This window comes from Thaumasiovibrio subtropicus, from assembly GCF_019703835.1.
Taxonomy (GTDB): Bacteria; Pseudomonadota; Gammaproteobacteria; order Enterobacterales; family Vibrionaceae; genus Thaumasiovibrio; species Thaumasiovibrio subtropicus.
Genome location: NZ_AP023055.1, coordinates 1,082,502 through 1,102,629 on the forward strand (window position 1 = coordinate 1,082,502; position 20,128 = coordinate 1,102,629).

At 46.3% G+C, this 20,128-nt stretch carries 26 protein-coding genes and 1 pseudogene; 25 read left to right on the top strand and 2 right to left on the bottom strand.

The window, feature by feature from the left end; translation table 11 throughout:
• Positions 1–514: 514 nt before the first annotated feature.
• Entirely contained in the window at positions 515–1,918 is a 1,404-nt protein-coding gene (locus TSUB_RS21275; protein WP_414718405.1) for a PepSY-associated TM helix domain-containing protein, read from the top strand.
• A gap of 305 nt (positions 1,919–2,223) precedes the next feature.
• On the top strand, positions 2,224–2,592 hold the full coding sequence (locus TSUB_RS21280) for a hypothetical protein (RefSeq protein WP_087022514.1): 369 nt from the start codon (positions 2,224–2,226) through the stop codon (positions 2,590–2,592).
• Positions 2,593–2,630: 38 nt separating this feature from the next.
• Here TSUB_RS21280 and TSUB_RS21285 read toward each other — a convergent pair whose 3' ends face one another.
• Positions 2,631–3,638 (bottom strand): acyltransferase family protein, encoded by a 1,008-nt coding sequence (locus TSUB_RS21285; protein WP_087022511.1) that lies wholly within the window; start codon positions 3,636–3,638, stop codon positions 2,631–2,633.
• 232 nt (positions 3,639–3,870) lie between these two features.
• Between TSUB_RS21285 and TSUB_RS21290 the strand changes: the two genes are divergently transcribed.
• From TSUB_RS21290 to TSUB_RS21320, 6 genes and pseudogenes are all read left to right on the top strand, one after another.
• Positions 3,871–4,062 (top strand): hypothetical protein, encoded by a 192-nt coding sequence (locus tag TSUB_RS21290; RefSeq protein WP_087022508.1) that lies wholly within the window; start codon positions 3,871–3,873, stop codon positions 4,060–4,062.
• 188 nt (positions 4,063–4,250) lie between these two features.
• On the top strand, positions 4,251–4,622 hold the full coding sequence (locus tag TSUB_RS21295) for a hypothetical protein (protein WP_159064933.1): 372 nt from the start codon (positions 4,251–4,253) through the stop codon (positions 4,620–4,622).
• A pseudogene (locus tag TSUB_RS25120) lies at positions 4,564–5,172 on the top strand (gp16 family protein). The gene TSUB_RS21295 and the pseudogene TSUB_RS25120 overlap by 59 nt, the downstream one beginning before the upstream one ends.
• A 156-nt stretch (positions 5,173–5,328) precedes the next feature.
• The gene (locus TSUB_RS21310) at positions 5,329–6,363 is read left to right on the top strand and encodes a hypothetical protein (protein WP_087022495.1); all 1,035 of its coding nucleotides are present in this window, start codon (positions 5,329–5,331) and stop codon (positions 6,361–6,363) included.
• A gap of 244 nt (positions 6,364–6,607) precedes the next feature.
• Entirely contained in the window at positions 6,608–6,715 is a 108-nt protein-coding gene (locus TSUB_RS25300; protein WP_414718406.1) for a hypothetical protein, read from the top strand.
• Positions 6,716–7,536: 821 nt separating this feature from the next.
• Complete coding sequence (locus tag TSUB_RS21320; protein ID WP_159064931.1) at positions 7,537–7,767, top strand: hypothetical protein; 231 nt, start codon at positions 7,537–7,539, stop codon at positions 7,765–7,767.
• A gap of 446 nt (positions 7,768–8,213) precedes the next feature.
• On the opposite strand, the gene TSUB_RS21325 is transcribed toward TSUB_RS21320, so the two are convergent.
• The gene (locus TSUB_RS21325) at positions 8,214–8,978 is read right to left on the bottom strand and encodes a LexA family transcriptional regulator (RefSeq protein ID WP_087022492.1); all 765 of its coding nucleotides are present in this window, start codon (positions 8,976–8,978) and stop codon (positions 8,214–8,216) included.
• A gap of 238 nt (positions 8,979–9,216) precedes the next feature.
• Between TSUB_RS21325 and TSUB_RS21330 the strand changes: the two genes are divergently transcribed.
• The 17 genes from TSUB_RS21330 to TSUB_RS21410 all read left to right on the top strand — a co-directional run bounded on the left by TSUB_RS21330 (position 9,217) and on the right by TSUB_RS21410 (position 20,099).
• The gene (locus tag TSUB_RS21330; protein WP_087022489.1) at positions 9,217–9,435 is read left to right on the top strand and encodes a helix-turn-helix domain-containing protein; all 219 of its coding nucleotides are present in this window, start codon (positions 9,217–9,219) and stop codon (positions 9,433–9,435) included.
• An 11-nt stretch (positions 9,436–9,446) separates the two neighbouring features.
• Positions 9,447–11,693, top strand: coding sequence for a DNA-binding protein (locus tag TSUB_RS21335; protein WP_087022486.1), 2,247 nt, complete (start codon positions 9,447–9,449; stop codon positions 11,691–11,693).
• A 51-nt stretch (positions 11,694–11,744) separates the two neighbouring features.
• Complete coding sequence (locus tag TSUB_RS21340) at positions 11,745–12,446, top strand: AAA family ATPase (RefSeq protein WP_087022484.1); 702 nt, start codon at positions 11,745–11,747, stop codon at positions 12,444–12,446.
• 9 nt (positions 12,447–12,455) lie between these two features.
• Positions 12,456–12,962 carry a hypothetical protein gene (locus TSUB_RS21345; protein ID WP_087022481.1) on the top strand — a complete coding sequence of 169 codons (507 nt, stop codon included), beginning with the start codon at positions 12,456–12,458 and terminating at the stop codon, positions 12,960–12,962.
• Positions 12,959–13,474, top strand: coding sequence for a helix-turn-helix domain-containing protein (locus TSUB_RS21350; protein ID WP_087022479.1), 516 nt, complete (start codon positions 12,959–12,961; stop codon positions 13,472–13,474). Before TSUB_RS21345 ends, TSUB_RS21350 begins: the two co-directional genes overlap by 4 nt.
• Before the next feature lie 19 nt (positions 13,475–13,493).
• Complete coding sequence (locus TSUB_RS21355) at positions 13,494–13,727, top strand: hypothetical protein (protein ID WP_087022476.1); 234 nt, start codon at positions 13,494–13,496, stop codon at positions 13,725–13,727.
• A 1-nt stretch (position 13,728) separates the two neighbouring features.
• The gene (locus tag TSUB_RS21360; RefSeq protein ID WP_087022473.1) at positions 13,729–14,118 is read left to right on the top strand and encodes a hypothetical protein; all 390 of its coding nucleotides are present in this window, start codon (positions 13,729–13,731) and stop codon (positions 14,116–14,118) included.
• Positions 14,115–14,747, top strand: coding sequence for a DUF3164 family protein (locus TSUB_RS21365; RefSeq protein WP_087022470.1), 633 nt, complete (start codon positions 14,115–14,117; stop codon positions 14,745–14,747). The genes TSUB_RS21360 and TSUB_RS21365 overlap by 4 nt, the downstream gene beginning before the upstream one ends.
• Positions 14,748–14,808: 61 nt before the next feature.
• The gene (locus TSUB_RS21370) at positions 14,809–15,246 is read left to right on the top strand and encodes a gp16 family protein (RefSeq protein ID WP_087022467.1); all 438 of its coding nucleotides are present in this window, start codon (positions 14,809–14,811) and stop codon (positions 15,244–15,246) included.
• An 86-nt stretch (positions 15,247–15,332) separates the two neighbouring features.
• Positions 15,333–16,088, top strand: a complete 756-nt coding sequence (locus tag TSUB_RS21375; protein ID WP_087022464.1) for a hypothetical protein — start codon at positions 15,333–15,335, stop codon at positions 16,086–16,088.
• Positions 16,085–16,285, top strand: coding sequence for a hypothetical protein (locus TSUB_RS21380; protein ID WP_087022461.1), 201 nt, complete (start codon positions 16,085–16,087; stop codon positions 16,283–16,285). The genes TSUB_RS21375 and TSUB_RS21380 overlap by 4 nt, the downstream gene beginning before the upstream one ends.
• A 78-nt stretch (positions 16,286–16,363) precedes the next feature.
• Entirely contained in the window at positions 16,364–16,783 is a 420-nt protein-coding gene (locus tag TSUB_RS21385; protein ID WP_087022458.1) for a Mor transcription activator family protein, read from the top strand.
• 65 nt (positions 16,784–16,848) lie between these two features.
• Positions 16,849–18,411, top strand: coding sequence for a KAP family P-loop NTPase fold protein (locus TSUB_RS21390; protein WP_159064930.1), 1,563 nt, complete (start codon positions 16,849–16,851; stop codon positions 18,409–18,411).
• Positions 18,412–18,500: 89 nt separating this feature from the next.
• Positions 18,501–18,920: a DUF5675 family protein gene (locus TSUB_RS21395; RefSeq protein ID WP_087022452.1), complete on the top strand. Its 420-nt coding sequence runs from the start codon at positions 18,501–18,503 to the stop codon at positions 18,918–18,920.
• Between the two features lie 9 nt (positions 18,921–18,929).
• A complete protein-coding gene (locus TSUB_RS21400) occupies positions 18,930–19,472 on the top strand; it encodes a hypothetical protein (protein WP_159064929.1) in 543 nt (180 codons plus the stop codon).
• A gap of 4 nt (positions 19,473–19,476) precedes the next feature.
• Entirely contained in the window at positions 19,477–19,803 is a 327-nt protein-coding gene (locus tag TSUB_RS21405; RefSeq protein ID WP_159064928.1) for a DUF2730 family protein, read from the top strand.
• Positions 19,803–20,099: a VpaChn25_0724 family phage protein gene (locus tag TSUB_RS21410; RefSeq protein WP_087022446.1), complete on the top strand. Its 297-nt coding sequence runs from the start codon at positions 19,803–19,805 to the stop codon at positions 20,097–20,099. The genes TSUB_RS21405 and TSUB_RS21410 overlap by 1 nt, the downstream gene beginning before the upstream one ends.
• Positions 20,100–20,128: the final 29 nt, after the last annotated feature.

The following is a 20,128-nucleotide window of genomic DNA, read 5'->3' on the forward strand; positions in this document are numbered from 1 at the left end:
TTAATTACGGCGATGCCTGTATTGAACATGCATGCTACCCAAGGTGGCCAATGGGCAACTTTCTGTACCGTAAATGGGTTGGAACGCATTTACATAGAAGATAGCGAACACCTTGTAGAACACGAAAGACACTGCACCATAAGCCTATTGATAAGTGTTGACCTAAGCTCACGAGTGTTAGCTGGTAGCCCCTATTTCGTAGCAAGTGTCCTCACTACCTGCGATTTTCTTTGCCTCAATTCGAAGACGATTCTTGGTTATTTATCCCGTGCGCCTCCTCTCTTTAGCCTATTGCACCAATAGAAGCCCTTCACCTGTTTAAGACACAGAGTTTGAAGGATTCATCACAGTTTGAATAAATAATCTCAGTCACCTAACTCAGCCCTGTCTGACGCGGCGGTTAGCAACGCATGTCCAACGAACGGTGAGTTGCTTAACATGTTGAGTATTCGGTGACATATGCCAAGGCCCAACTTTATGGGTTTGGCATGTAAAAGAAAGGAAGTCATTTATGTTGAGTCAATCAACAACAAAAGCAGCAGAGACTGCAAAATCCCGATATTTTCTGATTTGGCGCTGGCATTTTTATGCTGGCTTGTTTGTTGTTCCCTTTATGTTAATGCTCTCCGTCACCGGCATCATTATGTTGTTTGATAAAGAGATCGAACTGGCACGCCACGCAGAGCGTTTACTCGTCGAAACCCAGCAAGATCAGGTGCCTTTCTCAGCGCAGCTAGAAGCCGTCAAGTCTGCATACCCAAATACCACCATAACCCAGTTTATTACCGCGCAAACTGAAGATACAGCCAATCGATTCTCTGTCAGGTTTGCTGATGGCCAGGTGCTATTTGCGACAGTCGATCCTTATTCAGGTGAAGTGTTGGGTGCCATTGACCGTAAAGAGAGCTGGCATCAATTGGCCAACGATATTCATGGCACCCTGTTGATTGGGGATACTGGCGATTACCTGATTGAAATCGCGGCTAGCTTAACCATTCTACTTCTGGTAACAGGGATTTATCTTTGGCTACCCAGCGATAACGCCAGCAAGGCTGGATTTCTAAAAATTCGCCGCAATAATGGTACTCGCACCATGATGCGCGATATTCATGCGAATCTAGGTGGTACACTCGCCATCATTCTGCTTTTCTTTGTCATCTCCGGGCTTGCGTGGGCCGGGTTCTGGGGTGGACAATTTGTGCAACCATGGAACACGTTTCCAGCACAAAAGTGGTCAGACGTACCACTTTCAGATATGAATCACAAGCAGCTCAATCATCTTGCAGAAGAAGAAGTCCCTTGGAATCTCGAACTCACCCCTGTGCCAGCTTCCCATCAGCATCATGTTGAGACTCACCAGAACAATAGTACTGGTTATTCCATCGATATCGACACACTCATCGCTGATATTGAATCACTTGGCTACATCAAATATAAACTTTACTTCCCGCGAGGAGAAACCGGGGTATTCACTGTGTCAGCCAACACCATGAGTGGGGATATCACTAACCCAACCCAGGATAGGACCACACATTTCGATCAGTACAGTGGCGAAGTATTGGCCGATGTCAACTGGAACGACTATGGCGTTGTTGCAAAGTTAATGGCAGCAGGTATCGCCTTGCACCAAGGCGATATAAGCGTGGTAAACAAAGTTGTTAACCTGCTTCTTTGCATCGCATTCATTGTAATATCGGTAACCGGCATCATGATGTGGTGGAAGCGCAGACCTCAAAATGCCATCCGCTTGGGGGCCCCACCTCGATTCACACAACCAGGCATCTGGAAATCAGCACTCGTAACACTGCTGCTCATTTCGGTCGCCTTCCCTCTCGCCGGGGCAACCATTCTGGTCGTACTCGCGATTGATGCATTGATCGTCAAGAAGGTGAAACGCTTAAATACAGCACTCAACTAAATGCCTTTTCTAACCAAAGAATAATGGCAATGCGTTCAGCCAGCCCCTTATAAATACAGAGAGTGATGAGTACCGTTAACTCATCACTCTCTTTGAGTATACTCACGCCATACTTCTTCCTGAACGGGAAAGATTCTGTGCCCTATCTCCAATTCCCGTTAAATCTCTTACCCTAACAAAAGCGACCCCAAGTATTATCGAGCCAGAACGATACTTAGACTCAAGCGACCTCTCAGTGCGGGATTCAGTAGTAAACTCGTGCACTTAAAGGCAGCTTGACGATATCCGTCATTTAGGGAGTTATCATGACCAAAACCTACTTCATTGCTGCCCTCATTGCGGCTTCAATATCAACCAATGCCTTCGCCTTTGCTGACTTGTACAGTGGTACCCTCTCCGTAGAAAACGAGCAACTGATTTTAACCCGCTGCAGTTCTGGTTCCCCGCAATATCGGTTAATTGATCAAAACGGCGATACAGACACTTTAATCGCTAATTTGCCTGAAGAGATCCACAATATAGAAATTAAAACCCAAGCCAGAGTTTTTGGAAAATACGTAACGCAACCCGGTGTCAATTCATTGTCGAATGAGGCGCTTCATTTATTGGAAGTAGACCGTATTGAAGGAGTAAAAGTGAACGCTTCGTGCCATCTACAAGATCTATTCGGTTAAAGATAGGTGAGGCAACATTTTCTTGTCGCCTCACTGAGCTATACCTCGCCTGATAGCCAGCGCGTCACAGTGCGACGAGGGAAAACCGCATCAAGACAACTGACACCCCATGCCAGCGGCAAAAGCAGCATCATAAATACGACGATTGCCAACCAAGGTTGCAATCCTTGAAGGCTCAACCACTCAGGAAAAAACAGAAAGGGGACATGAAGTAAAAAAAGCGGGAACGCAAGATCACTGAGCCTTGCGATCGGTTGATTGAGTCTCCCGAGTTGCAATTTGAACCAGACCGCTTTTGGAACACGGTAAGCTAAAAAGATCCCCAAACTAAACTCAAAAACACGGCATAACACAAACCAATCCCCCGGCCTGCCCGGCATAAAACCATACAAACGATAGACCCAAGCCTCGATGTCATTGAACAATGACGTACCCAAAAGCACAACGCCATGTTGGCCGACCCAAATCCTACTCACAATACTCACACACAATAACGTCAACAACGCCACCCACTTCCATCGCCATAGGAGATATTGCAACAGTGGAAACAAGAGATATAGGGGAATAATCAGCGCAATAAACCAACTAGGTGGATTGAAAGGGCCACCCCACAGCCCGAACCAGGCATAAAACCCAGTTGTGCTCCCAAAAAGATCGGTAAGTACACCATTTGGAAAAAGTGGTAGAAGTCGCTCTTTTAATACCACACCGCTCAGTCCATAGCCGATGATACTGAGTATCACTGACACCCAATACACAGGGTAGATCCTCAATAGTTTTTTGATGACATATTGATAGTATTTTTTAGACGAGAAAGAGACGGTTTGATCTTTAGGCTCAATGAAACGCTTGGCATCGGTTAGACCCGCCAATAATCCCGATAAGATTAAAAACAGAGTAACGCCAACACCACCCAAGCTGACGTAATAAACGTTCTTAATCCCAAAGAAAGCGCCTATTTCATGTTCAAACAGTTGTCCGAAGTGAGCAATAAAAACCAGCGCAATGGCGATAAGTCGAAGCATATCCAGTAAAACTGAACGCATTTTGCTACCTCACCTTTCTGTTCTTGGCGAATATTCAGTGGTGTGTCAAATAGAACAAAAAAGCCTAGTCGCTCCGAGTGACATTCATATTGCGCCCAACCATTTTCCTATCATTCACCTTGCTCGATGAATTTTTTATTATTTGCTGGGGGAATTCCCTAAACTGTCACGATTTGTCACTAGACTCGATCAAGCTAGTAGAAGAGCTGTTAACATTAGCACGAGGGTATCTATGAACCGCCTTAATCAAGCCAAAAAGCTTTTTGAACAACCTTTCACTGTGAAATCCCTTCTGGAACTCGACAATCTGATTATGGAAGCGCAAGGAGAAGAAGCTGAGGCACTTAGCCAATTGTGGTGTATCGCGATAGCTTGCGCTGATGAACAGGTCTATCTTCAAGCGCTTGATCGGGGCCTAGTCTGATCGCTTGCGAAACGTACAATTGCATCCCATGCATATAAAAAAAATACAGAAACTCACAATTTTTCATGCCAAATTAGTGCTACACAAGTCGCATTTTTATCCCAGAATTTTCAAAACAATACGTAACACACTGTTTTACATGATTGATTTAGTTAAAATTCCGGACAGTAATATTGACCCTGAGAATAATGATGAAATTTGGCTTTACATCACTGGTTATCGTGCTCTCGTTAATGTCGCCCTTCTCGAATGCAGAAGCCAGCACAAAAGCTCGTGATGACGTAATTCAAGCTCTGCAGCGCGAGCTACCACAAGCCCAATGCGCTTCTGGCAGCCCTTATATCAGAGAGCAAAATTGTTTAACCGAAATGCAAGCAGCCTTTAACACCTGCACCAATGTTGACTACGTCATCATTAAGGATGCTTACGAGAAGCGGGAAGAATTAAGTTATCTAAAGCAAGTATTGGATGCGTGTATGACAGCTCACTATGTTGGTGGGGATGCGCTCTCACTGTTCATTGACCTCCAAAACGTCACCAACAAAACACTCCACAATTAACCCGTACTTACAACAAATCGGCTTCACTAGAGAAGCCGAGTTTGTCTATGTTTCTAAGCAAACGTTTGCTCTCACTGCCCTCATTTTTGTCCCCGAAACCCAAATAAAGCCTACCCACAAACTCACTCACATCATCAAACGAGACCTCTCCCTTGAAGATGACACTTACCGCCAACTTCTCCAAACTCACACAGGAAAACTCAGTTGCAAAACCATGAACAACTTAGAGTTACAAACCATCATCGACACCATGAAGAAAAAAGGCTTTAAACCCCGTTTAAACAACGAAAAACATCCTAGATGACCGACCCCATCAGGCAGACTCAGTCCAAAATCAGGCAGCGCAAATCACCCACAAATCGATAAGATTCGCGCACTATGGATTGACATGTATCAACGAGGAATAGTCAGAGACGGCAGTGAGGAGGCGTTAGATAAGTTCGTGAAGAGAATGACAGACGTGGAGCATGTGGGATGGTTATCAGTCAGGCAAGCGCAATGCGTTATTGAGCAGCTCAAGCAGTGGTTTGAGAGAGGCTCCAGTGCCTAGCGTATAAAACCAACCCTAGGCCCTAGATCCAATACCTACTTTAACAAACATGACCTCAGCCGCAAAACCAAGCTCATACATTTCGATATCTTAGGTATGATGAATTAAATAGAACTTTAGTTTCATTTACCCAAGACTCATTACAAGGAGCGTAATGTGCGAAAGATACTAGTACTCGTCATCTGTGTTGCAGCAACCTCAGCGGCAGCCCTAATAAAAAAAGACCAGCTTTATACCCTCTATCTGCAAAACCAAGTTAACGCACAACTCACCGTTGAAGATAATCAAATTTCATTCTGCGGTATTAGTGCTCACGATAAAGAAAGCCCACAAGCACTGGTAGACAGACTACGTCGCGACTTCAACCCTGCAGCACTCTTAAGAGATGTCATAGCGCTAGAGGAAAACATTTTTAAAGACACCCCAGAGATAGAAGCTCTCAACGACACTATCTCCAAATGGGGCTATCAAGAAACAGAAGAGCTAGAAGAAAACTTAAAATTTTATCTAGAACACAATCGTAATGGTGTCTTCGATGAGTTAGAGCAAACCACGGCCGATATGCTTCATTTCCGTAAAACTAGCGGCATTGATATCGACCAAACAAAAGATCAACGCAACAATTTGCAAATAGACGTGTTCTTAGAGCGTAAACAAGTTTTTGAAACCAACCTACACACATTATTAAGCGAGGCTGATTGCTTAGTAGGCGGGACAACATTTGTCGATGTCAGCCCAGATATTATGCGGTTCGTTGATCGCCGTTACTCAGAAGATGAAGTCAACGCTATCATTGCAGAACACACAAAAATCATGAGCAACCACATCATGAGTGCTGAACCTGAATTATCAGCATTCACCAAAAAAGTATTTGACCTTGTAAACGATATCTCGGCCGAAATGACCTTAGTTGATGAAACCACCGAAGTAAACGAAGCATCCATCAAACGAACTATCATCGCGAGTTTAACTAAGCCACTTGGTAAAAAAGAACTCATCGAGCTGGGATGTAGTGCCTACGGTATCCCTTACAATGAATTCGGCAGCGCTCGACTACAATATTGCTATTTAGGAGAAGATGAATACACCAACCGAATATATCTTCACGATGCCAATATTCTTGTTGAGGAACATGATATTGATGACTCTTGGAATATTGTAAAGCGTAAGCTTCTTGCAAACTTAAAGTAACGCCGCCCACCAAACCTTGACGCTCTTCCCTGACCTCCCGCAAACTGACATCACAAGCGGGAGGGATAGCAATGACACAGCAAGTACTGCAACAAGAGATATTCACCGAGTCCACCAGCTAACTTCATGACCTACTCGATCATCTCGAACACATCGCCCCTGATGCCTTGCAACACCGCTGGCCCTCTTCCCTACAATCTATCGCCGAACTCTTCCGTTTCGAACTGGAACGTTCAGGTGCTACATCCCCAATGACAACATTATCAAAACAGCAGTGCATAACATTCAAATCTGGCGTGATTTCAATGCTCGCAACATTGAAGTGCTGGCCGTACAACACCAGCTCAGTTAAAGGCAAATAACCTCTATCCTTAACGGCGGAAGTACAAAGAAGACAACGAGAGTTGTTTTAAAGCCAAAAAAACCAGCTTAGTAGGCTGGTTTTTTTGATTACAGCGATGTGCTGTGTATATGCTCACAGTTATATTCGATTAGTTTCTTAGCTTTGTCAAATTTACAACCTTTGCATGATCACAAATACGGCACTTGCTGCATATTAAATATTACACATAACCCAGAATGCTGCTAACTTGAACAATGAGCCTATTTAGGCACATCCGCCGTTATGTTAGTCACTTAACCGCTGGCCAACTAACTCCCAATGCGGCTTAGTAACCCGTTATTGGCCCCCAAAGAAGAGAGTCCGACTCTTGCGGATGTCGCTGTGTATATGCTCAATACTAATCACTGTGATAGTGGGGGGTAGTGTGCTGCGCACGCACCAAAACGGAGGTAATCCGTAGAGGGTTGAAGTCATGAAAAAGTTTAATCGCTTATTCAGATGGCTGAGCCGTGCACTACTGTTGATGCAGTTACTCGGTAAAGTTTTAGACTGGTTCGAGTAATCAGCAGGGGTTCAGCAGCCCTAGGTAGCTAGGGTTTGCTTGAGCCTTTTCACACTTTCAAGCGTTACACCGATTTCCTTTCAAAACCTAGTACTTAGCCCGCCGTTACATACCCCTAAGTCATAGAAATTTATATACTCCAACATAGGCGCTTTAACATTCTGTTTTAGGCGGAAGCATGAAGTATTTAACGCTATTTAGTACTTTGCTTTTTTTTAAGGTCTTTACTGAAAACCTTAAATCACTACTTGTAATATTGAATAGCTAAATGATAACTCAGTTAGAGCGCGTCAATAAGAAGCTGACAAAAACAACACGCTACGTAAAAGCAGCATACCTGAAGGCATCTATCGGCTTATCCCCGACACCAACCCAAATTTGGTCAGTGTTATGCCCTAGAAGCCAACACCCTAACACCCTTGGCGTCACCCTTTATGGGCCTTCACTGCGTAGTCATATCCTCATTCACGCTGCCAACTTACCGTCTCAGCCTCTTTAAGGATCGAAACAATCTGTAATTCAGTGAAGCGTGACTTTTTCATGGTACTCCCCTGCGTTTATCAGGCAGAAAAATCCAGTTTAGACAGTCTGAGTATAGGGAAAGCTGACATTACAACAGAAGCCGAGTTTGTCTATGTTTCTAAGCAAACGTTTGCTCTCATTTCCCTCATTTGCCCCCTGTTAACCCCACTGTCTAACTAGACCAACTGTCTGTCTAGCTTGTTGATCATACGAAATGTAATACACCACTCTATGTGAGAAATAATGAGGAATAGGTGGGAATAGGCTGGATTACGTGGGAAGCCTAGTGATTAAAGGGGTTACAGCATCTAGAGGACGAGAATGACGCGACACTGTTTAAATGAGAAAAAAGTGTCGTTTAAAAAGTTCTGGCGATATCCATCGGATAACATGAGAAATCGCCGAACATGAAAAAAGAAACAACTATAGGTCAGTTGATACGTTTACGACCTGCCCTAAAACAACCAATGCCCCTACCTTATCCGCAGGAATCGTTAATGGCTGGTACTCTTTGTTATCACTAATAATCAGCACAGAGCCATCGTAACTTTTTTGAATACGTTTCGCGTAAAGCTCATTGCCTAACTTCACCACAAAGATCTTTCCATCCAGCAGAGTCGTCTTGCTGATATCCACCAGCAATGAATCGTTGTCCTTAATCGTCGACTCCATCGCGTCGCCCTTATTAAAGACAACAACCAAGTTCACCTCATCCAACCCACGGTATTCCAGATAACGACGCCTAAAAGCCAGGTGTCGCCTAACCGTTTGTTTTGAAAGATCATCACACTCAGAAGGATATTGAACATGGTATCCAGGAATCAACACTAACTCTTCATCGAGTTCAGAGACAACAGTCGAAATACAGGGCGCACCTGTCAGCGCATGCACCTTATTCTCATCTTCACTGAGAGAGACATCCTCCATCACCGAATCAGCAAACTTTGGCCCAAGCCCTGTACAGAGCCACTCAAGCTGAACTCCCATTTCATCAGCGATAGCGACGACCTTATCAAAGGCAGGTTTAGACGTTTTAGGCGGCAAGCACTTACGCAACCCACTCTCAGAAATACCAACACGATCACCAAAGCTCTTTACAGATTGCTCACCAATCAATTCTTTAAGACGAGCACCAAAGGTTTCTGTTCCTTTTAGAGCAATGGAAACTGAGTTTCCTTTCTCAATCATCGGTTTCTTTTCTCTATCGTATTGTTTTAAAAGGGTGTTGAGTCATTGTACCACAGAGCTTGCGCAATCGGAAAGGAACCACCATCCGCCTAAAAAGAAACAAAAAAACTCTAAAGTGTGTTACCAATCGCAATTAAAAACACTTTAGTGTTGATCGCACCTAATTGTACGGATATGCTTCTAGTGTCGTAGTCAGCAACATACCAAAAACGACAACAGACAACTGAGGAGCATCATCATGGACGCCAAACTGGCTCAAAACAAACAGCAAATCATCGGAGCCCTCTACGCCAAAGGGTGGACAGTCAGCTCATGGGCGAGAGCGCATCAATTCAACCCGCGAACGGTTCTACATTGCATCGACAACTTCGCCCCCAATACCAACAACACCCCAAAACGTAAGCTCTCAAAAGCAATCATGGCCAAGCTACAGCAGACCTTATCAACAGACGAATAAGGAAAGGAATAATGACTAAGCAATGGTACACAATACAAGAACTGATCGGGATGACCGGAGTGCCATCGACACCACAAGGTCTTCGTAAGCTTGCCAAAAGAGAGCAATGGCAATCGCAGCCAAGAGAAAAAGGTAAAGGGCTCGAATACCACCTTAGTGCTCTGCCAGAAACCACAAAAGCTTGCCTAGCTGCAGCACAAGTGCAAAACAGTGAAGCCTTGAAAGCGTCCAATACAGCAGTTCAGCTCAGCGCACACTGCAAATCCGCACAATTAGACAGAGAACAAGCACACCAAGACAAAACCACCGCTCTCGCCAAACAACGCGCGATGCTCGCCTTCAATGCACTGCCAACAGAAAAGCAGCAGCTCGCTCATGCAAAAATCGCCATCCTACAAGCCAGATCTAACTATCTAAAGCAACACCAAGCACAGCGCAAACAAACCAGTGCCGAAAAGCGATTTGTTGACCAATACAACCGCCGCGAACTCCCTTTCGATCAACAAATACAGACTCAAATTCAAACCATCAGCGTCCCCACTCTCCGTCGCTGGAACAAACAGCTTCAAGACAAAGGCCCAGAAGGGCTAGTTGGACGCGCACTCAAAAAACACCGAGCTACAAAAATCGAACAACAACAGAGCTTGCAGGACTTCCTCGTCGCCATCATTACCCAAAAGCCCCACTTCGCTAAAAAGCCCAACCGCCTTCACGAGCTCATTGTCGAAAGTGCTAACAACTATCCCGAATGGCACCTCCCAAGCCCATCTAGCATTAGCCGCTGGTTAACCCGATGGCTCAAGCAAAATGGCGCAGCCTTCACCTATCTCACCAACCCAGACGACTACACCAGCAAACACCGCCCCCTCTACGGCCACATGTATCCATGGGTACAGCAACCCAACGACTGCTGGGAACTAGACAGCACCCCCACCGACGTCCAGCTCCAAGTCGACGGAAAACTCAAACGCTACAGCATCGTCGCCGCCATCGACGTTCACACACGGCGCGTGAAACTCATCCTCGCTCCGACGTCCAACTCAGAAGCAATCTGCCTACTACTACGCAAGTGCATCCAGGAATGGGGCGTGCCCAACAAAGAAGGTATCGTAAGAACCGACAACGGCAGCGACTACGTTTCAGAGCGTGTCACCGCCATCTTCGAGATGCTCGACATCGGCACCCAACGCGCCAACGCCTTCAGTGGCTGGGAAAAACCCTACATCGAGCGATTCTTTCGCACACTCTCCGAAGGACTCCTCGAACTCCTCCCAGGCTACATCGGCCACAACGTCAGCGAGCGCCAAGCCATCGAAGCCGCCAAAAGCTTTGCCGAGCGCATAGGAAAAGGAAAGAAAAAGCTACAGCAAGAAGCGATCAACCTCGCCTGCACTCCCGAAGAGTTAGAAACGCTCATCAACGACTGGCTCGAATACAAGTACCTACACAACCCCCATGCTGGCAAAGATATGAAAGGGAAAACTCCCTTTGAAAAATACACCGAATCCCACTACCAGCCGCGTATGGTTAGCGATCCCCGATCGCTCGACTACCTGCTCAACTACGTCGGCACCGCAACCGTCGTCAGAGGAAAAATTAGCAAAGACAGCATCGCCTACACCGCGCCAGAACTTATGAATCTTGAATGGGATCGCCGCACCGTTCGCGTCTTCATCGACCCCACAGATATCGGCCGCTGCATCCTATACAGAGACGACAACTGGAACATGCACACCGAAGCCTTCAACGTGGCTCTTGTTGGACAAGAGATCGACCCAGAGAAACTACGCAGCGCCCGCAAAGCACAACAAAAAGAACTCACACAGTTCAGAAAATCCGCGAAGCGCCTACAACAAGATTTTGGCATTGACACCCTTGCGGCCGAACACCTCGCCGCCCATAAAGCACGCAACAACGTAGAGCACCTTGGCCTCACCACCAAAGTCACCGACAACAAAGCGCTCAACGCTCTCAACAACGCCACGGCAAAAACAGACAACAGCCCCATTTATAGCCCAGAGCAGCTAGAGCAACTCGCCCAAGCCAAAGCGGTCATCGAACAGCAACAGGAGAACATCAACCAAAGAAAAGGCTTATTAATCAGAGACGAACACGAAAAAGCCTATCACCTTGCCAACGAGTCACTCACTCGAATACTCAGCGAAAAGGAGGAGGAATTTTTAGAAGATTACAAACATAGAAACCCGTTCGGACGCCGACGGGTAGAAGAGATTATGACGCGCCGCGTGGAAGGCTAACGCGTCATAAATGCCTATTAAGAAGAACTCATAGACAAAAAGGAATATAACATGAACCCAATCGTCGCACCCGTAAAAAACGTAGTACGCGCACAAATATCCTTCAACCGACTCTACGAGCGCCCCATGGGCGTCCCCGCTATTGCCCTTTGGCACGGCGACTCAGGTCGAGGAAAAAGCACCGCTGCGACTCATATCTACAACCAACTAGAAGGCGTCTATATCAGCGTACGCAGCGCCGACACCGTTACAAGCCTTACTCGAAGAATGGTAGAAGAATGCGGTGGCGAACCTCTCAACGCTAAAAGCCGCAACATCGAATACATCATTCGGCATCTCAGTCTCAACAACACCCCTCTGTTCATCGACGAAGCGGACTACCTCATGAACAAAAATGAAATGCTCGACACCGTACGCGACATCTATGACGCCACCGAAGTCCCTATGGTATTGATTGGTATGAACAAAATCGCCAGGCGTATCGAAAGCAACCGCCAGTTCTTCAACCGCATTTCAGAATGGGTCGAATTCAAGGCCGCTGACCTAGAAGATGTCAAAACCGTCGCCAATTGCATGATGGATGATCAAATCACCATCGAAGAAGAGCTCCTAGAGCGCCTACGCAAATCCACCAACGGCGAAATGCGTCGCATCGTCATTGGCATCAACAAAATTATCTCACTAGCCAATGCCAACGAGCTTCTCACCATCACCTCACGCGACTGGGGTGACGCCCCATTCCACGGCTACTAAGGGGCAAGCATGTCAAACAGGACATTGGCATGGATGTACATCAGCAAGGCGAAAGTTTTTACAGGCAGGCAACTTGCGAGCGCCCTAGACATTAACGGCCAACGTGCAAGAAATCTCATCGACTTTTTCCTCGCGCACCAGCACATCAGACGTATTGAACAAGGAGAGAACAAAATGATGGCGAAATACCGAGTCGTACGCAACGCACCGCCACCACTCACCTACGTCAAGAAAATGCGAAGGCCCAAGCTCTACCAGCGCCTATGGAACGTATGTCGGATCAACAAACGATTCACGCTCTACGACCTTCGCTCACTCGGCGATGCTGGCGTTACAAACACCACAGCCTACCTACGCGCCCTCGTTCGGACAGGTCTCGTTCGCCAATACGACACCCCGGATGGCAAAGTGTATCGCCTCATGATCGACCTTGGGCCTAAACACCCTGTTCGCAGTAACGCAGGGCTCACCTGCCAAAACACAGGCACATTCTACCCCTATTTGGAGGGAAGATGAGCGAACTAGATTGGAAAGAAGCACTACGACAAGAGCTAGAACATTCAGGTAAGAGCCTAAACGCCCTCGCCAAAGAGCTCAACGTCAGTAGCTCCAAACTCAGCCAAGTCGTAAGAGGTATCTACCCAGGCAAAGACGATGACCTCAAACTGGCCGTCATGGGCAAACTCATGCGCCAAACCGTCACCTGTCCTGTCAAAGGCGCGATCCCCATCAACGTCTGCGATGCGTACCAAAAACAACCGTTCTCATCAGCAAATCGAGAACGTGTGCGACTTTACCGAGCATGCAGGAATGGGTGTCCGTACTCATCGCTATGCAGCGATGATCAAAAGCGCCAAAAGCCACAAGAAACTGCACCGCTCAGCGAATACTACAACCTCGAAGAGCAGCGCAACTTCATCAAGCGCACCGCAGACAACGACCCCCAACGACTCGCCGAACTCTACGAACGGGAACTCGAACGGCTCGCCGTCAAATACAACCAGCTCATTTGGAAACGGCAGCAATAGCAGCTTAAAGGAATACGAAATGAGAAGAATCAAAACAAATTATAAAGCCGAGCAGCTTATCAACACGCTCTCGGCCATCAAAGGCAACATCAAAGCTATCAAGCAAAAACCTAACGCTTTGCTCATTACCATTGATACCCCCACGCCAGAACTTGCGCACAGGGGAATTGAGATTACCCAAACCCTCAACGGCCTAACGTGCCGTATCTATGCCGCACGCCTGTCAGGGTGTTGCATCGTCTGGGAGGCATAGAATGTATAAAGCTATCGTTTACTACCTTCAACAAGGCGAACTCAGTCGCGCAGAGCTCAGTTATCTCATCGGCTGCAACACCGCCAAATCACTACAGTACTACCTACACCAGCTAGATTGTCACGGTTTTATCAAGCGCACAGGCAGACACTATCAACTCGCCAGCACCAAGTCCCTAATGGTGCCGTGCAATCGATGTAAAAAGGAGTGCCTGAGATGGACACTCGACCATAAAGGCCGAGGCACTTGCTGCCGCCCAAAACAAACCCTGCATATTGTCGACAAAGCCGCGCCCAACACTGAACACCACAACCGAGTCACGCGGCTACTGCAGCAACCCTTTAACGCCATCACCATCGCCAACACATTTAACAAGGAAGCACAGCAATGAACCCACAGCAAACTGACTCCACCAATCTCATCCCCGAAGGATTCCGCCGCAACGGGCAAAACCACCTCGTCCCTGAAGCCCAAATCAAAGCTATCGACAAGCTGCGTGATGATGTCGTCATGTCCATCGTTACCAAAGCAAGGCACGTTCAACAGAGCATGGCCATGTTCAAAGCCTCCGCCATGAATGACATCACGGACTTTGTCGACCTCTCCGCCGAAGAGTACGACATCAACTGGGGTGGCACTAAAGGCAACATTACCCTCATCTCATTTGATGGTCGCTATAAACTGATCCGCGCTATGGGAGAGCACCGCATCTTCGATGAACGAATCCAAGCCGCAAAAACCAAAATAGACCAATGCATCGCACGTTGGTCAGAAGGCTCTAGTGAACAGATCAAAGCCCTCGTTGACCACGCCTTTCGGGTCAACAAACAGGGCCGCATAGACGTCAACCAAGTGCTTAGCTTACGTCAGCTCGATATCGACGAACCCGAGTGGCGAGACGCCATGGATGCCATCGCCGACAGCATTCAAATTACAGGTACTAGTACTTACCTACGGCTATATGAGCGACAAGAGAGCGGCAACTACCAACAAATCCCGCTTGATATCAGCAAACTGTAATCCCACCACAAAAGCCCCGCATCTGCGGGGCTCTCTATTTCCAGCAATAAAGGCACTTATTATGAACCGAAGAAATCAAGTGATTAAACTGATTCATATCGCCAAGCGCGAACTTGGCTTAGACGATGAGACCTACCGCCAAATGCTCGGTACCCTCACAGGCAAAACCAGTTGTAAAGCGATGCGACTGTTAGAACTAGATGCTGTACTCAACCATCTGAAAGAAAATGGCTTTAAACAACGAGAAAGAAAACCCTTTAAAGGGCGTTTAAGCCCTAAGTCAGGCAATACTATGCATCCTGAAATAGACAAAATCCGTGCTCTTTGGATTGGCATGTACAAGGAAGGTGTCGTGCGTGACGGCAGTGAAACAGAACTTAATAATTTTGTGAAGCGGACAACGGGGATTGAGAACGTCGGTTGGCTGGATAAGAAATTGGCTTGCCAGCTTATCAATACTCTGAAGTCATGGCAGAAACGAACACTAAAAAGTAACTAGTACATCACAACAACCTCATCACACAACTAAGTATGAACATCTATTGCCTATATTTAATAGGCAATATTCAACAAGGACGATCACTAATGAATAAAATAATATTATTGGTATTAATATCCTCGCTTTCAGGCTGTGCTCAACTTGGTATCTCTGAGCAAAAAACAGCCAATGAAAAATCAATATCAGCATCCCAAAACAAAATAGGAGTAATGACTTATCCTAGCCAAATTCGCGGTACCTACGTGTTTCAAACTGCTGAAGGCAAGCAAATAGTTTGTCCAGAGCCCTTTTCAGACGTTGCATCAAGTAGCCAGCTAAATATTGATGCTAAGCTTGTTAACGACTTAACTCATGCAGTTACAGTTGCGATAGCCGATACGGCCGATACATCATCTAATCAGACTCTAAATCAAAGCCTTCAATTAGGTTTAAACGCCATAAATGAAATAGTAGCACTTGAAGGGAGAACTCAATATGTGCTTCTTGCTAGGGATTTACTTGCATCAACTTGCATCGCAGCCGCTAATGGGCACCTAGACTCACCAAATAGTGCAGTCGCAGAACAACACAAGTTAATCATTACTGCTCTAACAAATATGTTAGATACCGAGCAAGCCAAAGCCAATGCAGCGCAAGCTTCAGCAGAAGCATCTAGGGTTGAGGCTACTGTGCAGGCATTGAAGCTCGATCCGAAAATTCTCAATGTTCCAGGAACAGCTTTAGAGCATATTAGAGAACGGTATCGAACTTGTATTAGTGATCAAAGTAAAAATGAAGTTCAACTTAAAGAGTGTGATTCAACTCTCGATAGAGATCTAAAAATACTAGGGACAAATTTATGAGTGAATTTTACAATTTTCTAGCTAATATTTACGCTCAAAATAAGGCATTCTACACCGTCATAAACGGAGAGATTAAAGAAGCAAAACTAGCTTACTTATCAGATGACTATGCAATAGTCCGCACGAAACTAAATGAAGAGACTTTAGATTTAAATGTTCACGTCTCACAAGTTGTTGTGCTTTCAAAAAACGAATAACACCGTTAAAACCAAGCCACCCCTTGACCAAAAACCTCTCCCTCCCGCACACTAGCTATCTCACGGGGAGGGATAGCAATGACACAGCAAGTACTTCAACAAGAGATATTCACCGAATCCACCAGCGAACTGCATGATCTGTTAGACCATCTCGAACACATCGCCCCTGATGCCTTGCAACACCGCTGGCCCTCTTCCCTGCAATCTATCGCCGAACTCTTCCGCTTCGAACTGGAACGCTCAGGTGTTACAGACCCACACATCGCCAACAAGCTCGTCCTCAGCCTAGGCCACTACCTAGGCGGACGCGATATTTACATCCCCAATGGCAACATACTCAAAACAGCAGTGCGTAACATTCAGATTTGGCGTGACTTCAATGGTCGCAACATTGAAGCGCTAGCAGTACAATACCAGCTCAGTGAAAGGCAGATAACCTCAATTCTCAAAGAGCAAAGAACGGCGGAGGTAAAAAGAAGACAGAGAGCGCTGTTCTAATGTTCTAACTTTCCATGCTTGCCTGCATCCTATACAGTACTAACGAATCTGAAGAAGGGGGCTTTATGGCTGAGTACATTTTTAACTGGAGTAATTCACTCTCACTTGAATGCGGAACTGAATTGCCTGCCGATCAGCTCAACCGTGCTTCATACGCACTATTTCTAACTAATTACCTCGTAGCCACCGCCGCTCACGGATATGTACTTAACCTCAATTCTGGTTGGGGAACGGGAAAAACATATTTTTTAAAGCGTTGGGAAGAGTCAATAAAAAAGCACCATCCCACCGTTTACATAGATGCTTGGAAGCAAGACTTTTCCGACGACCCATTACTAACTGTTGTATCGTCAATAATTTGCCAACTAAAGGCACAAGCAGACAAGTACGCTGACCCATTCGTTATAGAGAAGGCAGACAAAGCAGTTAGGCTATTTAAGTCTGTGGCACCCGCATTAACCAAAGGAATCGTCAAAAAATTAACTGGTGTAAAAATTGACGAAATCGCGGAGTCCTATAATTGTGATAATGAAACTCCAAACAAAGTAGGTGATCTGGGTTTAGGTGAAGCAGCAGGAAAAGTCGTGCAATCTTTGCTAGATGACCACCACTCAAAAATAGCAGGAGCCGAGGCTTTCAAAGACGCGATGGAGTCATGGATAAAATCAGTAACAAACAAGGAAGGTATTAACAGCCCAACTTTTATATTTATCGATGAGCTTGACCGCTGTCGGCCATCCTATGCGATAGAAATGCTTGAAGTCATCAAACACATCTTTGATATTCCACTCGTCATATTTGTTGTAGCAACAGACACCGAGCAGTTACAACATGCTGTAAAAGCCATTTATGGCAACAATTTTGATGCTTCTATGTATCTCAGCCGTTTTTTCAAAAGACGGTGTACGCTGAAAGAACAATCTAGGTATGAGTTTATTAAAAACCATTTTGAACATCTCAGTTCACTCTCTCTAGATCGATTTAATACGACTGTTTGGCCTGAACTAGTTGGTAACAGTGAGCAATGCATTGAGGATTTATCTAGGTATATATCAGCCATAGCCGATGTATACCAATTGCCTCTGCGTGAGACTGAGCAACTGGTTGACAAACTTACAGCAGTAATCATGAACTGCAAGTTACCCAAAATAGATATCCTTTTCCTAACTTCACTGATGATACTTCATGACAGAGAGTATGAGTATTACACAGCAATTATTAATGAGACGCGCCCTAAAGAAGTCAGAGACAAGTTCTATGAACCTGCAGCATTACACCATTACCTAGAACGCTATGATTATAGTACTGAAATATCAGTAAACATCCAGCCGTCGAAAGTTTTTCATAATGGGACGGTATCAAGAGGTAACGTTGGGTATAAAGTAAATATTGAAGATGGATACCACAAGATATCCTACTTGGGTCTATTATCAATCCAGTTAATAAACTCAACATCCAATAGAGCCTCTATAGAAAATCACTATCAAAAGGTATTAACTTGTGTTTCACGAGACTCCAGCAAAAGCCCTCCAATCCGCAACATTGTGGGGCAAGAACAACTTGGTTTACAGGTACCCAAAGAAACCTACCGCCAACTAGTAGAGCATGCTGCTACTTTTGATGACTAACCCCCGAACCTCTTCCCTCCCACTAACCAAACCCGGCACGTTAACCTCATCACATCCCCAAATTTCCACTTCAGGAACGGAGCGATGTGATGAGAACCCTTACCCTACGCCGCCGCTACTTTGACGACGGCACCTTTGCCACCCTGCATAGTAAAAACGGCGAACAACTTTGTGCCACCGTCGAGCGACCATGGCAAAACAATACACCACGTAAAAGCTGCATACCTGAAGGCACCTATCGGCTTATCCCCCACACCAGCCCCAAATTTGGTGAGTGTTATGCCCTAGAAGCCAACACCCTTGGCGTCACTCGTTACGGGCCTTCACTACGTACTCATATCCTCATTCACGCTGCCAACTTACCGTCTCAACTCCAAGGTTGTATCGCCCCTGGTGAAGGCTTTGGCGTCATCAACAATCAGTGGGGCGTCATCAATTCACGTAATGCCTTCAACAAACTCATGGCCTACCTCGATAACAAAGAGTGGCAACTCATCATCTCTCACTAAGGACTAACCATGGATCCACTCACTATCGCCACCCTTGCCAGTACCGCACTCAAAGCAGGCCCTGCCCTCATTCGCGTCGTCGGTAACCTATTTGGCAGCAACGCAACCGCCGACAAAGTTGCAAATGCCGTTGAACGCATTGAAACGGAATACAGTACCGCGACCTCACAGCAAAAAGGACTAGAAAGCCAACTCAAACAACTCTCCAGCACTGAGCTTGTTCAACTGCAAACCATGCAAACTGAACTTGCTCGCATCGAAGCTGAGCGCGAAGCGCGCCAACTAGAAAGCACCGAAATTCTCTTTAGCGAAGGACAACACACTATTCGCGAAGGCGACAAGGCGCAACACTCCACTGTAATCAAATGCCGCCCCAACCTCGCGTACATCAGCATGTTCGCCACGGCAATTTATGTACTCGGCATGTCACTAGCCCATGCATTTGACTATGGCAGTGGCGCTGATATGGCTGTCGCCGCCTTCCTCATCTCACCCGCTGGTGCCTACATGGGCCTACGTCACCGAGAAAAAGAGAAAGGACTCGCGAGTTAGTTCAATGACCCTAGAGCTTATCCGAACATGGTGGCCTATCGTTGCCACCGCCCTCAACATCCTCTTCTTGCTAGCCTGCTTTGCATTGGTAAAAACCTTCGCTCGCAAAGAAGATCTTCAAGCCGTCAAAGAGGCCCATAACCACCTTCAAGCCCAACACCAAGCCCTTAGCCAACAGGTCGAAAATCTTCCCAGCCAAAACGAAGTCAGCGACCTCAAACTGATTATCGAAAAGCTCCGAGGTGACATTAGAGAAATCCGCCCGAAACTCGACGGCCTCGATCGCATCAGCAACCTCCTCCTCGAAAACGAACTAAAGGACAAAAATTGATGGCCCTCCACGAACTACTCCAGCAAGACCGACGTTTGGTGATCCTGCGCGTTCTAAATGAAATGCCTGGCTACGAAGCCAACGACTCCATCCTCGATGCTGCTCTCGACGCCTACGGCCACAATGTCAGCCGCGATCTCGTGCGCAGCGAGCTCTACTGGCTCACCGAACAACAACTCATCACCCTGCGCGATGTCAATGGCACTCAAGTTGCCCAACTAAAGCAACGCGGCATTGATGTTGCCACAGGCCAAGCCACACATCCTGGGGTAAAGCGTCCTCGGCCTGGCGAATAGCGAAGCAAACAACTCGTAGAGAGGGCAAC